Here is a 14781-nt window from a genome sequence, read left to right on the forward strand (position 1 = left end):
GCGGATACCGACGCCCGCGTTCCACCTCGCCCGCCCGTTCACCGCATGCACGCGGCGGCCAGCTTCCCGACCGCGATCACCGCCTGCTCGATCTCCGGCGACCACGGGCTGCTGTAGTTCAAGCGGATGAAGTTCCGGTAGTTGTCGGTGATCGAGAACATGTAGCCGGGGCCGATCGTGATCCCCTGCTCCAGCGCGAGCTGGTACAGCCGCATCGCGTCGACCTGCGCGGGCAGCTCGACCCACAGCACGTACCCGCCCGCCGGGCTCGAGATGCGCGTGCCCTCCGGGAAGAACCGCGACACCATCGCCCGCATCAGGTTCGCCTGCTGCGCATACGCCTTGCGCAAGCGCCGCAGGTGATGCTCGTAGCCGTCGCGTTCGAGAAACTCCGCGATCGCCAGCTGCGGCAGCGACGGCGTCGCGAGCGTGTTCAGGAACTTCAGCTTCTCGACCTGATCGCGATAGCGGCCCGGCAACGCCCAGCCGATCCGGTACGCGGCCGTCAGGCTCTTCGAGAACGACGAGCAATGCAGCACGATCCCGGTCCGGTCGTAGGACTTCAGCGAACTCGGATGCGTATCGCCGAAATACAGCTCGTTGTACACGCCGTTCTCGATGATCGGCATGCCGGTTTTCGTTGCAAACTCAACCAGCTCGCGCTTGCGCTCGTCGGGCATCTGGAACCCGAGCGGGTTCTGGAAGTTCGGCATCACCATGCACGCCGCGATCGGCTGCGACTTCGCGATCGCGGCCAGCGCCGCGATGTCGATCCCGTACTCCGGATGCGTCGCGACCTCGATCGCCTTCATCCCCATCCGCTCGATCGCGTGCAGCATCGCGTAGAACGTCGGCGATTCCACCGCGATCGTGTCGCCCGGCTTCGCCACCGCCTGCAGGCACAGGTTGATCGCCTCCGTCGCGCCCACCGTCACGATGATCTCGTTCGGGTCCACCGACATCCCGTTTTCCAGGTAGCGGCGCGCGATCTGCCGAATCAGGCGCGGGTGGCCGGGCGGCAGCCCGTCCGTCACGCCCCACAGCGACTTGTCGCGGCCGGCCGCATACGCGTAGCGGTTCAGCTTCTCGAACGGAAACAGGCTCGGGTCCGGATACGGCGAGCCCAGCGGCACCGCGTCGTCCGTGCCGATCGAACGCAGCGTCGACAGCACGAGCCGGCTCACGTCGACCGACGACGAGATCGCGATCGGCTTCGACGGCCGCAGCTCGCGCACCGGCGCGTGGCCGTCGTCGCGGCGCAGGTTCACGAAATAGCCCGACTGCGGCCGGCTTTCCAGCAGCCCGCGGCTTTCCAGCAGCAGATACGCGTGCAGCACGGTCGTGATGCTGATCCGGTGCTGCTGGCTCGCCTGCCGCACCGACGGAATCCGGTCGCCGTGCCGGTACACGCCCTGGCGGATCAGGCGCTCGATGTCGTCCGCGAGTTTTTCGTAGAGTTTCATCGTGCGTCTCCCGCCGGCATGCGCAGCCGCGCCGCCCTGCCGTGTGCGTCCGGCACGCACGTGTTTCGCCCGCCGACCGGGCCGTCGTGATTCCTGATCCTTCCCTCCGGTTTTGCCTTTTCCATCGCGGCTCTCTCTTGAAGATGCGCCGGCAGGGTTCCGGTACGACTGGATCCGCGGCACTGTGCACTTGATGGTGGAATCTTAAGAGCAGAACAGTTGACGGCGAGTACACACATCGACCACGCGAACAAGAGTACAGTTCGGCGCGAGTCGCGCATGGCGGGAGAACTGTACGTCTTATGAAATGGCCTGGCGGCCGGAAACCGCGCGCGGCGCGGCCGGATCGGCCTGGAACGACCGCGACACGGGCATTCGTCCGACCGTCTCGCCGGGGTGCAATACTGTGCGGCCGCACGGTTTTTCATGGCCGGAGTCAGCCCCGCCGCGCATGCGATCGAACGGGCCGCCGCCCCCCCGGCGCCTTGATCCGCAACGCCCGACCAGTACAGATGATGAAATGGTGTCAGAACGTAACGACTGCCCGCGCATCGCGCGCCGCCGGCCCGGAAAACGCCGATGACTGATCGCGACCTCGCCGCGCGGCTCGTCGCGCGGCTGACCGGCAGCGCCGACCATCCGCGCTTCACCGGCGCGCCGATCGACCTGTCGACGCTCGATGCGCACACGCTCGGTACGGTCTGGCCGGCGCTGCGTCGCGCCGAGCACGACATCATGCTGCGCGACCACGCGTACGACGACCCACGCGCCGAATTCGCGCGCTGGCTGCGCGGGCAGATCGACGCGCTCGGCCTCGTGCCGCTCGTCGACGCCGATGCCGCGCTCGAACTGTTCCGCGACATTCCGCCCGGCGGATGGAGACGTGCGCTGGAAGACCTGCCCTGTCTCGACGCGCTGCCGTCGCCCGCGCTGCAGGCCGAACTGGCGCGCATCGCGGGCGAACCGGAAGACGGCGAACCGCGGGCGAAATCCGCGTATGGCGCGTATGCGCTCGACTGGTTCGCCGGCCGCCGCGACTTCTCGGCGCGGCGCGATGCGTACGCGCAGGCGCTGGCGGATTCGCCGTTTCGCGTGCGCGAACTCGACGTGTTGCCCGAACTCGGGCCGGCCGCGCTGCTCGCGCTGGCCGCGACGAACGACGGCTATTTCGCGCCGAAACGGCTGTGGCTCGACTTCGGCGACCCGGCCGTCACGCTCGCGGAAGACGCCGCGTACGTCGCGTTCGCGCGCGACGCGCTGACCGAGGCCGCGCGACTGGTCGCCGCGCTGCACGCCGGCGCCGCGCCGTACGAGGCCGATCGCGCGTTCACGACCGACGACGCGCAGGTCGTCGCGCGCGCCGCGCGCGTGGCCGCCTATCGCGACGAAGCATGGCTGCGCCCGCTGATCGGGCCGCTGCTGACCGGCGTATGCGTCGCGCCGACGACCGCGAAAACAGTGCCGTCGCAGTCGCTCGCGATTGCGCTCGGCCATGCGGTCGAGACGATCCCGACGCCGGAGAGCGTGCGCGCGCTGCGCGACGCGCTCGCCACGGTGCGTCACGCGGGCGTGCAGAAAAAGCTCGCGCGCAACCTGAAACCCGCCGAACGTGCGCTCGGCGAGCGGCCGCGTACCGCGCTGCGCATGACGCTCGACGCGAAACCGGACAAGAAGCAGCTCGCGATGCTTGCCACCTGCATGGAAGCCGGCTTCTGGCAGCCGATGTCGCTGGGTCATGCCGAATGGCGCGAGCGTCTCGTCGATACGCCGGCCGGCGCCGCGTTCTCCGCGCGGATGATCTGGCAAGCGTGCGGCCGCGATGGCTCGACGCAATCGTTCATCCCCGACATCGCGAAAGGCAAGGTCGTGCCGCGCGACGCGGCCGGGCACGCATGCGAGATCGCCGACGACTGCACGATCCGGCTATGGCATCCGCTGCTGGCCGACGCGCACGAGCGGCTCGCGTGGCAGCGCGCGATCGTCGACCGCACGCTCCGGCAGCCGGTGCGGCAGGCGTTCCGCGAGTACTACGTGCCGGCCGACGGCGACGCGTCGGCGAGCGATTCCGCGATGTTCGAAGGTCACGTGCTGTCGAGCCGGCCGCTGCTCGGCGTCGCGCGCCGCGAAGGCTGGTCGATCCGCGCGTACGACGACGGGCTCGCCCGTGAATTCGGGGACGTGCGCGCGACCTTCCTCGTCGATGCGCGGCTCTATCCCGGCACGGAGGGCCACGGCACGTCGCGCCGGCTTTACTTCGAGCGCCGGCACGACCGGCGCTGGGTGCCGGTGCCGATCGGCGAGATCGACGCTGTCGTGTTCTCCGAAGTGGCGCGGGCGGTCGACCTGCTGGTGAGCGTGGCCGCGTTCGCGCTCGACGACCCCGCGACACGCGCGGCCGCCGCTTCGCTCGCGGCGGACCCGGCCCGCCAGCGCGACCTCGAAACCGAACGCCGGCAGCGCCTGAACCGGTTGTCGGCGCTGCCGCTCGGCGTGATGGCGCGGCATCGCAAACACGTGCTGTCGCTCGTGTTCGCCGAACCGGTTGCGCAAGGGAAGATCACGATCGACGATCGCCACGTGCACGTCGGCGCGTGGTCGGTGCATTGCGCGACCGGCCGCGTGACGCGCGACGGCGAGCCTGTCGACGCCCCGCTCGAGCCGCCGCCGTCGCCGCTGCGCGCGGTGCCGTGGCTACCCTACGACGAGTCGCTGCTGCAGCGGATCGTCGACGTCGTCGCGCATCTGCTCGAGTAGGCCTTGCGAACGTGCGTGCCCGCCGTCAGATCGACCCGAACAGCGCGCGCGGCCGGTCCTTCAGCGTGCCCGCCAGGATCCGCAGCCCGTTGACGAGTTCGTCGCGCGTGGCCGGACACGCGAGGTTGATGCGCACGCCGTGCTCGATTTCCGCGCGGTCGACCGCGAACGTCGACGACGGCATCACGATCACGCCGCGCGCCTTCGCATTCGCGGCGAAGTCGTCGGCACGCCACGGCGGCGGCAGCCGCAGCCACACGAACATGCACGCCGGATCGGCCTTCAACTGCCCGGCCGGCAGCAGTTCGCGGGCGAGATCGACACGTGCGCGGATCTCCGCGAGTTGCGCGGCCATGATCCGCTCGGCGGTGCCGTCCTCGATCCACACCGTGGCGATCAGCATCGACGTCGGCGCGGGCATCCATGCGGTCGTGCGCACGGCTTCCGCGCACAGCGCGACGCTGTCGCGCGGGCAGCTCAGGTAGCCGAGGCGCAGCCCCGGCGCGAGGATCTTCGACGTCGCGCCGAGATGGAACGTCAGCTCGGGACATAGCCCCGCGATCGCCGGCAGCCGGTCGCGCACGAGCGGGCCGTACACGTCGTCCTCGATGATCGTCACGTGATGGCGGCGCGCGATGTCGACGAGCGCCATCCGGCGCGCGAGGCTCATCGTCGTCACGGTCGGGTTCTGCAGGTTCGGCACGACGAAGATCGCCTTGACCGGCATGCGCTGGCAGATCCGCTCGATCTCGTCGGGCAGCAGGCCGTCGTCGTCGGCCGGCGCGCTGACGATCTCGAACTGGAATACCGGCGCGAGCGCTTTGAGGCCGTAGTACGTGAGGCGATCGGCGACGATCACGCCGTCGGTGCCGATCAGGCTGTTCAGCACCGCATACAGCCCGTGCTGCGCGCCGCTCGTGACGACCACCTGGTCGCGCGACGGCGTGAAGCCGGGCGCGGCAAGCCACTGCGCACCGGCCGCCCGCGCCCAGTCCGGGCCCTGCGGCGGCTGGTATTCCTGCAGCGCGGCGAACCGCGGGTCGCTCGGCAGCGTGCCGAACGTCTGCGCGAGGCTTGCGAGAAACTCGCCGGTCGCCGGGCGGTTCACGGTCAGGTCGATCACGCCGTTGCCGGCCGCGAGCGCCGCGCGGGCCGGCGCGATGCTCGGCATCGCGCCGCCGGTGACGAGCGAGCCGCGCCGCTTGCTGCCGATCACGAGGCCGCGCAGCTGCAGTTCCTTGTACGCACGCGACACGGTCGACACGTTGATGCCGAGCTCCGTCGCGAGCTGGCGCTGCGGCGGCAGGCGACTGCCCGGCGGATACGTGCCGCTGCGGATTTCCTCCTCGATCGAGCTCGATACCTCGACATAAGTCGGCCGTTTCGCCTGCGCCGGCAGGCCGCCGTCACGCTCGCCGGAAAGTTTGTCTGATGCCATTTGTCGCCCGTGACCACACAAAAAGCGTTTGTCTGCCGTTTTGACTTGCCCAGCGATTGTATATGACATCCCCGCCCCGTCAAACGCTTAAGGAAAAGTCTGCGGAATCAGCGGGTTGAAATCGGGTAAACACCAACACCACACAATCTCTTTTTGATTGCACACAAAAAATTACTGTGTGATTCTTGATCGCAACTTTGTGTGAACCTTGTGGACCGGAGGGGAAGCGTCATGGCGAACGTCGCCATCGTGGGTGCGGGCTTCATCGGGCTCGGCGCGGCGGCATGGCTGCAGCGCGACGGGCATCGCGTGACGCTGTTCGATCCGGCCGGCGTCGGCGAGGGTGCATCGTTCGGCAATGCCGCGACGTTCGCGCCGTACGGCTGCGTGCCGGTGAACGGGCCGTCCGTGTTCCGCGAGCTGCCGCACTTCCTGTTCGCCGCCGACAGCCCGCTGCGTATCCGCTGGCCGTACCTGCTGCACGGCGCACCGTGGCTCGCGCGGTTCCTGCTCGCATCGACGCCCGCGCGCCACGCACGCAGCGCGAGCGCGCTGGCCGCCCTGTTGTCGCGCGCCGCCGACGGTTATGCGCCGCTGCTCGCCTCGCCGCGGCTCGCGGCGTTCGTGCGGCCGCGCGAATGCCTGTACCTGTATGCGCGGCAGGCGTCGTTCGATGCCGCGCAACCGTCGCTCGCGTTGCGACGCCGGCTCGGCGTGCCGTTCGAGACGCTCGACGCGGGCGCGATCCGCGCGCTCGAACCCGCGCTCGCGCCGATCTTCGCGCGCGGCGTGCTGTTCGTCGGCAGCTGGCATTTCTCCGATCCGCACGGCTTTCTCGGCGCGTTGTTCGCGCACCTTTCCGCCGGCGGCGCGACGCTCGATCGCGCGCGCGTCGAGCGCATCACGCCTGCCGGCGATACCGTGAACGTGCAGGCGGGCGGGACGGTCCGCGCGTTCGATCACGTCGTCGTCGCCGCGGGCGCCCGCTCGCGCGAATTCGCGGCCGCGTGCGGCGACGCGGTGCCGCTCGACACCGAGCGCGGTTATCACGTGCAGTTCGGCGCGCCCGGAGAGCGCGTCACGCGGCCGGTCGGCTGGGCCGAACGCGGCTTCTACATGACGCCGCTCGACGAAGGGCTGCGCGCGGCCGGCACCGTCGAGCTCGGCGGCTTCGACGCGCCGATGAACCCGTCGCTCGTCGCGCTGCTCACGCGGTCCGCGCGCGAAGCCGTGCCGTCGCTCGGCGCGCCGACGCGCAACTGGCTCGGCTTCCGGCCGACGCTGCCCGACGGCGTGCCCGTCATCGGCCACGCACGCGGCAGTGCGCGCGTGATCCATGCATTCGGTCATCAGCATCTCGGCGTGACGCTCGCCGGCATCACCGGACAGCTCGTCGCCGACCTCGTCGCCCGGCGCGCCCCGCCGCTGGACCTCGCGCCGTACCGGGCCGCGCGATTCTGACGCGCGCCACGCCCCCTTCCACCCACGCAAGGAGAAGCATCATGAATCGTCGTCACTGGCTGGTATGGCTGGCCGTCTGCTCGATCGGCACGGTCGCGGGGTCGGCGCTCGCAGCCGACCCGGAAACCGTCAAGATCGGCTTCGCCGGCCCGCTGACGGGGCCGGTCGCGCGCGTCGGCAAGGATCTGCAATACGGGGCGCAGCTCGCCCTCGACGAGGAGAACGCGAAGCATCCGACCGTCGGCGGCAAGCCGGTGCGCTTCGTGCTCGACGTGCAGGACGACCAGGCCGATCCGCGCATCGCGATCCAGGTCGCACAGAAGCTCGTCGACGACGGCGTGGTCGGCGTGATCGGCCACTACAATTCCGGCTGCAGCATTCCCGCGTCGGCCGTCTACAAGCAGGCGAACGTCGCGATGATCACTCCCGGCTCGACCAATCCGCAGCTGACGATGCAGGGCTTCAAGAACGTGTTCCGCACGATGGGGCACGACGGCGTCGGCGGCGTGGTGGCCGGCCGCTTCGCGGTCGAGCAGTTGAAGGCGAAGCGGATCGGCATCATCGACGATCGCACCGCGTTCGGCCAGGGCCTCGCCGACGCATTCGAGAAAGGCGTGAAGGACGCGCACGGCAGCATCGTCGGCCGCGAATACACGAACGACAAGGCCGTCGATTTCCGCGGCATCCTGACGACGATGAAGAGCAACAACGTCGACCTGCTGTTCTTCGGCGGGCTCGACGAACAGGGGGCAATGCTCGTCAAGCAGATGCGCTCGCTCGGCATCCGTGCGCAGCTGTTCGGCGCCGGCGCATTGAAAAGCAACGCATTCCTGAAGATCGCCGGCAACGCGGGCGAAGGCACGCAGGATCTGGAGCCCGGCCCCGCGCTCGACAAGCTGCCGTCGGCCGTCGCGTTCGCGCAGCGCTACAAGGCGCGCTTCAACCAGGACGTCGAGCTGTATGCGCCGTTCGCCTACGATGCGGCGCTCGCGATGATCGCGGCGGTCCGCAAGGCCGATTCGCTCGATCGCGGCAGGATCGTCGCGAGCCTGCCGGGTGTGGCGGTGACCGGCGTGACCGGCAAGATCTCGTTCGACGAGCGCGGCGACCTGATCAAGCCGCCATACACGCTGTTCCGCGTCGAACAGGGGCAGTGGCACAGCATTCGCACGGTCGGCGGCACGTCGAACTGATCGACGCCGGGCAGCCGGCGGCGGGCGGCGTCACCGCGCCGCCTGCTGCCGCTGCACCTCCTGCGCTTTCATCTGCAGATACGCGCTCCGCTCGACTTCGTGCAGTTGCTGCGGATACTGCTCGGTGGCATCGAACCAGCGCGCGAGGCGCTGGTCGAGCGGCTTGTCGAGCGTCGCGAGATACGTGTCGATCGCGAGGTAATAGCGCATCGTGTTGCGCTCCAGCAGCCCGCGCACGCCGCCGACGTATTGCGGCTGCGCGGCCGATGCACCGACGTTCGTGAACCCGACCTTGTCGCTGCCGACCGTCGCGAGGTAGGTCTTCATCGCCATCCGGCCGACCGTGCCGAAACCATACGAATACGTGAGGTGAAGGAACGTGCGCGACGCGCCGATCGGCACGGCCTCCAGCGCGATCCGGTAATCCTTCGTGCCCATCGGGCCGCTGTCGGCGGCCAGATCGACCTGGAAGTAGTCGGGCGTCGCAGCCGCCACGCGATAGCGGAACTGCACGCGATAGGTGTCCGACAGCTTCTGCTGGATCTTGCGGCCGAGGTTCACGTCGAGCACCGGCCCGTTGCCGCCGCTCGACGCATGACAGTATTTCGTGTTCAGGTGCAGGATCAGCACCGCGCACCAGTTCGCGGGGCCCTGCGCGGGATCGTCGAGCTGGCCGCTCACGACCGCGAACGGATAGTCGACCACCGCGTAGATGTCGCCCTTCAGCGACGACGACGCCTCCGCCGACTCGAGGTACAACGGCCGGTGAAACGCGTTGTCCTTCAGTTGCGCGCCGAGGCTGCGATAACGATCGAGCAACGCGGCCGCGCCGTTCGCGCCATCGGCGCCGAACGACAGCGCGCTCCAGCCGACGCACAGCGCCGCGACGCACGCGTGCCAGACGCGGCGGGCACGCCACGTGCCGCGCGAATGTCCGGATGTCTCCATTCTTGTACTCCCTGCCGCGCGATGGGCGCGCGCCTGTGTCACAGAATACGCCTGCATGCCGCGCGCTGCCGCTATCGGTTCCGCTTCACCGGCATCGGCAACTGCGCGGCGGTGATCCGGATCAGCGCGGCCAGCCACTCGCGGTCGTCCCAGCGATCGCCGGGGATGACGAGGTGCGGCTTCGCGGCCGGATACGGCGGCGCCTCTTCGCAGGCGCCGAGATACGCGCGTCCTTCCGGTGTCGGCTTGACGAACAGCCGGTCGTCGCAGACGAGCGCGACCATCCTGCCGTCGCAATAGATGCCGTATTCCCCGAACATCTTGCGCGCCGATACCGTACCGGCCGCCGCGCTCTGCTCGACGATGAAATCGACCGTGCCCTGGCTCGATGCCATGCGCTGCTCCTTGCAAAAAAAATTATGACCGCAGCGTACACCGACCGTTCCGTTGCCTCGGCGGATACGCCGTGGCGCGTCATCCATTCGTCGACGGAAAGCGTGTTCGGTCATGGACCGACGTTCCCGGTCGGCCGTCTCCTGACACACCTGACAGTTACATCGCGGCGCGATGAATCGTCCAATGGCGCTTCACGAAAATCCGGCCTCGATCGTATGTCGGGCGCGACGCGCCGGCGATCAGGCCGCACAATGAAGCATCACGAATCACGACGAGGATGTCGATGAGCGTACCCGCCAACCTTCCCGCATGGCTCGGGCAAGCCTACGAACGATGCCGGTCTCTCGTCCCCGGCGCGATGCGGCGCGAGACGGTTCCGGTCGACGACGCCGCATGGCGCGTCACGGCTGAAGACGTCATCGCCCCCGACGACGTTCCGTCCGTTCCGCTCGCCGCCTGCGACGGCTACGCGCTGCGCGCGGCCGATACCGCAGCGGCCTCCCGCCGCGAACCCGTCGAGCTCGATTGCGAACTCCGGCTGGCCCCGCTGGCGTCGCGAACGGCCAGCCCGGCCGCCCGCGCACTCGACGCACGGCAAGCGGCCGGCATTCCGGCCTACGTCGCGATGCCGGCGCACGCCGACGCGGTTGCGCCGAAAGCCGAGCATCGATGGATCGACGGGAACGCGGGCGCACGCCTGCGCTTCCATGCGCCGCTCGCGGCCGGACAGCACGTGATCGCCGTCGGCAGCGAATTCCGGAAAGGACAGGTGCTGCTCGCGAAAGGGATGCGGATCACGCCCGCACGGCTGGCGGGGCTGATAGCCGCGGGCGTGCGCGACGTCGTCGTCACGAAGCGGCCGCGGATCGGCGTCGTGATCGCGGGGTACGACGTGGTGCCGCCGGGCCATGCACGCGAGCCCTGGCAGCGATTCGACTCGCTGGGTCCGTATCTCCGCGCGGTACTGCGGCAATGGGGATACGCGGTGCCGGCCGCGGAAACCCTGCCGTTGCCCTCGTCGTTTCCGTGCTCGCCCGATACGGAACGCGACGAAAGCGCGTTCAAGCAACAGCTGGGCGCGCTTTCCGGGCGCTATGACCTGATTGTCGGCGCCGGATTGCCGGCGGGCGCGCCGTTCGAGATGCGCGGCCTGAATGCGCAGACGGTCTACGCGAACGATCGCGAGACGATCCGGATCAGGCAGACACCCGGCGAGCGGTTCAATGTCGGGCGAAGCGACGACCGTTCGCCGCCGACGAAGTGGACCGTGCAATCCACCCGGCCGGACGGCGTCGTCTACCGAACGGAAACATGCGTCGGTTACGACCAGGCCGTGCTGGTCAATCTGCCCGGCCATGCGAGCGGCGTCGCCGTGCTGATGCACACGATCGTTCCGCACGTGCTCGACCTGCTGGAACATGTTGCGGCGCCGGGCCCTTGCTGGGAAACCGCGCCGACCGCGCACGACATCGAACCCGATGCCGAATGCAACGGGATGCGATGGGGCTGCCTGTCCGCCACCGAACGCGGCGAATCGCGAGTCCGCCTGCTGCCGTTCCAGGGCGACGGGCCGATTCGCGGTGTCGCCGAGGCCGATGCGCTCGTCGCGATCCCGGCGGGCGTCGAGGTACTGCCGGCCGGGACGCCCGTTCTGTTTCTGCGGCTGGATGGCACGGGCGCGCGCGCCTCGCACGCCGGCGTGACGCCGGACGAAACCGCGAACGTTCCGGCGCAACCGCGGCAGACCTCACCTTCTCCCGACGTACCGGTTGCCGGCCCCGCGACGCCTGATGTTCGCGAAGCGTGGCAACGCATCGAACGCGCGATCGCCGCTCATCCCGCCAGCTTGCCGGGCGGCCTGAACGGGCCGGCCGACGATCATGTGCTGGCCGAATTGCCTGCCGCACTGGGCGCGACGCTGCCCGATGACGTGATCGACAGCCTCCGGCTGCACGACGGGCAAGCCGATCCGGACGCCGTCTTCACCGAAAGCGATGCGCTGCTCGGCGCGCAGGAGATCGTCGCGCAATGGACGATCTGGCGGACACTCGTTTCCGGCGGCGATTTCGCCGGCATGACGTCGGAACCCGATGCCGGCGTCCGCGACGACTGGTACAACCTCAAGTGGATTCCGTTCACGCACGACGGCAGCGGCAATCATCTCTGCATCGACCTCGATCCCGCGCAAGGCGGCGTGAGCGGCCAGGTGATCCGCGTGTGGCACGACGACGAACTGCGTGAGCGCGTCGCATCGAGTTACGCGGAATGGCTCGCACGCGTGGCGGCGGAACGCGACGGCCCGGCCGCCGACTGACCGGCTCGCGCAAACGGGTGCAAACGGGCGCGAGCGCCGCCGCGCCATCCGCTTACTTGTCGGCCGCAAACGCGCTCGACATCTGCCGCGCGCGTTTCACGTCGTCGCCGTGCAGATAAATCGATGTCGTCGAGATCGACGCATGCCGCAGGTTGTCGCGCACGGTCGTCAGCTCGGCCCCGCGCGCAAGCGCGTGCGTCGCATGCGTATGCCGCATCCAGTGCGGGCTCGCCTGCCGCAGCTTCTGCGCGAGCGCCGGGTAATCGGCTTCGACGGCATCCGCCGTCTGCGCAAAGAAGCGCTGCATCACCTTCCACAGCCGCACGCTCGTGATCGCGGCCGCCTCGTCTTCCGCGAGACTCGCGATCAGCGGCGTATCGGGCCGCCAGCGCACCGGTGTGACCGGCAGCCGGCGCGCGACCAGATAGCGGTCGAGCGCCGTGCGCGCGAGCGGCGGCAGCGCGACGCGGGCGGCCTTGCTCCCCTTGCCGATCACCTTCAGCCACGCGTCGCCGTGCGCATCCGTCTCGATACCGCCGAGCGTCGCGCCGACCAGCTCGCTCGCGCGCAGCCCGGTCGCATAGCCGAAATCGAGAATGAAGCGCAGCCGTTGCGCGGCGGCCGGCGTCCAGCCCGACTGCGGCGCGCCGTCAGCCGCGCGCGTCCGGAACTCGAGGCCGTCGGCGATCGTGCGGACCAGCAGCCACTCGCCTTCGGTGAACGCATGCGACGTGTCGAGTGCGTTCGCGCCGCGCGTATCGCGCACCTTCACGCCCGCGAACGGGTTCGCGAGCAGGTAGCGCTGCTCGATCAGCCAGCGGAACAGCGCCCCGAGCACCGACAGCGTGTACGCCGCCGACCGCGCGGACAGCGCGCCCGAGAACGGCCGCCAGTCGGGCGCGCCGCGCGGCCGCACGGGCCCGACCCAGCGTTCGTGCGGTGTCGGGCGCCGGATGAACGCGCGATAGGCGACCGCATCCTCGGTCGTCAGCGACGACAGCGCGCGCCCGCGCTCGACGATGGCCCAGAGGATCAGCCGCTCGGCTTCCTTGCGGTATGCACGCCGCGTCGCGGCCGATTCGTGCAGCGACAGCCACGCGTGCACGGCCGCGTAATCGTTGTCCGCGTCGAGCGTGCTGGTCGCGCGCGGCGCGCGGAACGTGCCGGCCGAGCCGTCGACCTCGTGCGGCAGCTTCAACTGCTCCCACGGCACGATGCTGCCGCGCGGCGTCGCGGCGATCAGCGCGCGCGCCCGCTCCGTCAGGTCGGGATGCTCGGCGAAAAATGCCTCGATGCGCCGCGCGCCGGCCACGCCGAGGCCCGCGATCGCGGTCCACCACTGGCGCCGGCGCGGAATGCGTACCGTCAGGTCGGCCAGCGTCGCGATGCCGTGCGCCCGCAGCGCGACGACCGCGCGCGCGGGCAGCCAAAGGCCGACGTCGTCGCTGATCTGCGGCAACGGCGCGCGCGCGTGACGCAGCAGGCCGATTGCTTCGGTCGCGGCCTTCGCCTCCCGCACACGCTCACCGTCGGGATGGCCGAGCCGTTCCGCGAGATCGGGGCGGCCGGCCTGCCGCGCGACGCGCACGAGGCGGCGGCGAATGGCGCCGATCACGCCGCGCGCCGACCGTCCTGCGCCGAGGCGATCGGGCAGGTAGCGTTCGACGGCCTGGCGCACGGTCATGCCCGCGTACCACGCGCGCAGCGCGGCCAGTTCGTCGGCGTCGGGAAAGCCCGCGGGCGCAGGCGCGGCATCGGGGGAAGGCGGTGAAATGAGGCGCGGTTTCATGGGCGCCAGTTTGACAGAAGCGTGCGCGGCCGGGTACACGCGGCCGCGCGTCCCGGCGTCACTCCTCGCCTTTCGGCCCGGGATTGAGCATCACGACGAAACCGGCCACGCCGACGATCAACGCGATCGCGCCGCCGCGCAGCGCCGTCGGGGTATCGAACAGCAACCCCGTCACGACGGCCATCATCCCGGCGAGCGACACGAACACGGCGATCGCCGCGACGACGATGCGGTACTGGCGACGTATCATCGCGTGTCGTCCGCGTTACGCTGCCGCGGCAGCCGCCGGCTCGTCGGCATCGTCGCCGCGAATCAGCAGCACCGGACACTTCGCGCCGCGCACGAAGTGCTCGGCGACGCTACCGAGCAGCACGCGGCGGATACCGCGCCGCCCGTGCGTGCCGACCACCGCGAGATCGATGCCGCGTTCCTTCACGTAGCGCTGCAGGCGTTCCGCGATATCCTCGCCGATGCTTTCGGTCTCGACGAGTTCGGCCTCGCCCTTCGCGCCGGCCAGCGCGATGACCTGTTCGGCTTCGCGCAGCACCTTGCGCCCGTCGTCGCGGATTTCCTCGATGAGCGCGTGCGGATCGAAACGTCCCGCATACGTGAACAATACCGACTTGTCGACCACGTACACGGCGCTGACGTGCGCGCCGGCCGCAAGCGCCACCTTCACGGCCTCGGCCAGCGCCCGTTTCGACGAAGCGCTGCCGTCGACGGCCACCATGATCTTTTCGTACATACGAACCTCGCTGGGGTGAACGCCGCGCGCCCCCTCGCACGCGGCCATGTCACCATCATCGGCCGACGCGGGGGCCGGATATTGACGATCGTCAACCCCGGCCGGAACCGTGCATGCGGCAAACCGACGCGACGCAGAACCGGCCCCTTGCGTCGTCGGCAGCGCGGCGAACCGGGCGGACGACCGGCCCGCCGAGGGGCTTTCGAGCGGCCATCGCGCCGAAGGCGCTATCATCGGATGTGCGACTTTCGTCCGGCCCTTTTTTGCCGGCCCCACTTTC

11 protein-coding genes are annotated in these 14781 nt (G+C 69.6%); 4 read left to right on the forward strand and 7 right to left on the reverse strand.

The features are described from left to right. Positions 1–38 precede the first annotated feature (38 nt). Positions 39–1463, reverse strand: a complete 1425-nt coding sequence (locus G3N62_RS12610) for a PLP-dependent aminotransferase family protein (protein ID WP_059561294.1) — start codon at positions 1461–1463, stop codon at positions 39–41. Positions 1464–2042: 579 nt separating this feature from the next. On the opposite strand from G3N62_RS12610, the gene G3N62_RS12615 reads away from it, so the two are divergent. Beyond that, a complete protein-coding gene (locus G3N62_RS12615; RefSeq protein WP_124671261.1) occupies positions 2043–4217 on the forward strand; it encodes a DUF4132 domain-containing protein in 2175 nt (724 codons plus the stop codon). 25 nt (positions 4218–4242) lie between these two features. Here G3N62_RS12615 and G3N62_RS12620 read toward each other — a convergent pair whose 3' ends face one another. Beyond that, the gene (locus G3N62_RS12620; protein ID WP_049032151.1) at positions 4243–5655 is read right to left on the reverse strand and encodes a PLP-dependent aminotransferase family protein; all 1413 of its coding nucleotides are present in this window, start codon (positions 5653–5655) and stop codon (positions 4243–4245) included. A 231-nt stretch (positions 5656–5886) separates the two neighbouring features. Here G3N62_RS12620 and G3N62_RS12625 point away from each other — a divergent pair, with 231 nt between their 5' ends. Both G3N62_RS12625 and G3N62_RS12630 read left to right on the forward strand, forming a co-directional pair. Beyond that, positions 5887–7116, forward strand: a complete 1230-nt coding sequence (locus G3N62_RS12625; RefSeq protein ID WP_124610154.1) for an FAD-dependent oxidoreductase — start codon at positions 5887–5889, stop codon at positions 7114–7116. 41 nt (positions 7117–7157) lie between these two features. Beyond that, positions 7158–8309, forward strand: coding sequence for a branched-chain amino acid ABC transporter substrate-binding protein (locus G3N62_RS12630; RefSeq protein ID WP_124671262.1), 1152 nt, complete (start codon positions 7158–7160; stop codon positions 8307–8309). A gap of 30 nt (positions 8310–8339) precedes the next feature. Here G3N62_RS12630 and G3N62_RS12635 read toward each other — a convergent pair whose 3' ends face one another. Beyond that, the gene (locus G3N62_RS12635; protein WP_124671263.1) at positions 8340–9257 is read right to left on the reverse strand and encodes a hypothetical protein; all 918 of its coding nucleotides are present in this window, start codon (positions 9255–9257) and stop codon (positions 8340–8342) included. 71 nt (positions 9258–9328) lie between these two features. Next, positions 9329–9652 (reverse strand): TfoX/Sxy family protein, encoded by a 324-nt coding sequence (locus G3N62_RS12640; RefSeq protein WP_034189565.1) that lies wholly within the window; start codon positions 9650–9652, stop codon positions 9329–9331. A 284-nt stretch (positions 9653–9936) separates the two neighbouring features. Between G3N62_RS12640 and G3N62_RS12645 the strand changes: the two genes are divergently transcribed. Further along, complete coding sequence (locus tag G3N62_RS12645) at positions 9937–11967, forward strand: SMI1/KNR4 family protein (protein WP_124671264.1); 2031 nt, start codon at positions 9937–9939, stop codon at positions 11965–11967. 52 nt (positions 11968–12019) lie between these two features. Here the strand turns inward: G3N62_RS12645 and G3N62_RS12650 are convergent, their stop codons facing one another. Genes G3N62_RS12650 through G3N62_RS12660 form a run of 3 tightly spaced genes read right to left on the reverse strand, consistent with a single transcriptional unit; the run spans position 12020 to position 14501 of the window. Next, complete coding sequence (locus G3N62_RS12650; protein WP_124671265.1) at positions 12020–13756, reverse strand: site-specific integrase; 1737 nt, start codon at positions 13754–13756, stop codon at positions 12020–12022. 58 nt (positions 13757–13814) lie between these two features. Further along, the gene (locus G3N62_RS12655) at positions 13815–14006 is read right to left on the reverse strand and encodes a DUF2964 family protein (RefSeq protein WP_034189563.1); all 192 of its coding nucleotides are present in this window, start codon (positions 14004–14006) and stop codon (positions 13815–13817) included. A 15-nt stretch (positions 14007–14021) separates the two neighbouring features. Continuing rightward, positions 14022–14501, reverse strand: a complete 480-nt coding sequence (locus G3N62_RS12660) for a universal stress protein (RefSeq protein WP_034189562.1) — start codon at positions 14499–14501, stop codon at positions 14022–14024. Positions 14502–14781 lie beyond the last annotated feature (280 nt).

It is taken from the genome of Burkholderia sp. Tr-20355 (genome assembly GCF_017104685.1).
Taxonomy (GTDB): Bacteria; Pseudomonadota; Gammaproteobacteria; order Burkholderiales; family Burkholderiaceae; genus Burkholderia; species Burkholderia seminalis.

Bases quoted from the DNA above. Each gene is read 5' to 3' on its own strand.
- G3N62_RS12655 (WP_034189563.1), bottom strand. From the start codon at position 14,006: ATGATACGTCGCCAGTACCGCATCGTCGTCGCGGCGATCGCCGTGTTC.
- G3N62_RS12620 (WP_049032151.1), bottom strand. From the start codon at position 5,655: ATGGCATCAGACAAACTTTCCGGCGAGCGTGACGGCGGCCTGCCGGCG.
- G3N62_RS12630 (WP_124671262.1), top strand. From the start codon at position 7,158: ATGAATCGTCGTCACTGGCTGGTATGGCTGGCCGTCTGCTCGATCGGC.
- G3N62_RS12650 (WP_124671265.1), bottom strand. From the start codon at position 13,756: ATGAAACCGCGCCTCATTTCACCGCCTTCCCCCGATGCCGCGCCTGCG.
- G3N62_RS12615 (WP_124671261.1), top strand. From the start codon at position 2,043: ATGACTGATCGCGACCTCGCCGCGCGGCTCGTCGCGCGGCTGACCGGC.
- G3N62_RS12635 (WP_124671263.1), bottom strand. From the start codon at position 9,257: ATGGAGACATCCGGACATTCGCGCGGCACGTGGCGTGCCCGCCGCGTC.
- G3N62_RS12625 (WP_124610154.1), top strand. From the start codon at position 5,887: ATGGCGAACGTCGCCATCGTGGGTGCGGGCTTCATCGGGCTCGGCGCG.
- G3N62_RS12640 (WP_034189565.1), bottom strand. From the start codon at position 9,652: ATGGCATCGAGCCAGGGCACGGTCGATTTCATCGTCGAGCAGAGCGCG.
- G3N62_RS12660 (WP_034189562.1), bottom strand. From the start codon at position 14,501: ATGTACGAAAAGATCATGGTGGCCGTCGACGGCAGCGCTTCGTCGAAA.
- G3N62_RS12645 (WP_124671264.1), top strand. From the start codon at position 9,937: ATGAGCGTACCCGCCAACCTTCCCGCATGGCTCGGGCAAGCCTACGAA.
- G3N62_RS12610 (WP_059561294.1), bottom strand. From the start codon at position 1,463: ATGAAACTCTACGAAAAACTCGCGGACGACATCGAGCGCCTGATCCGC.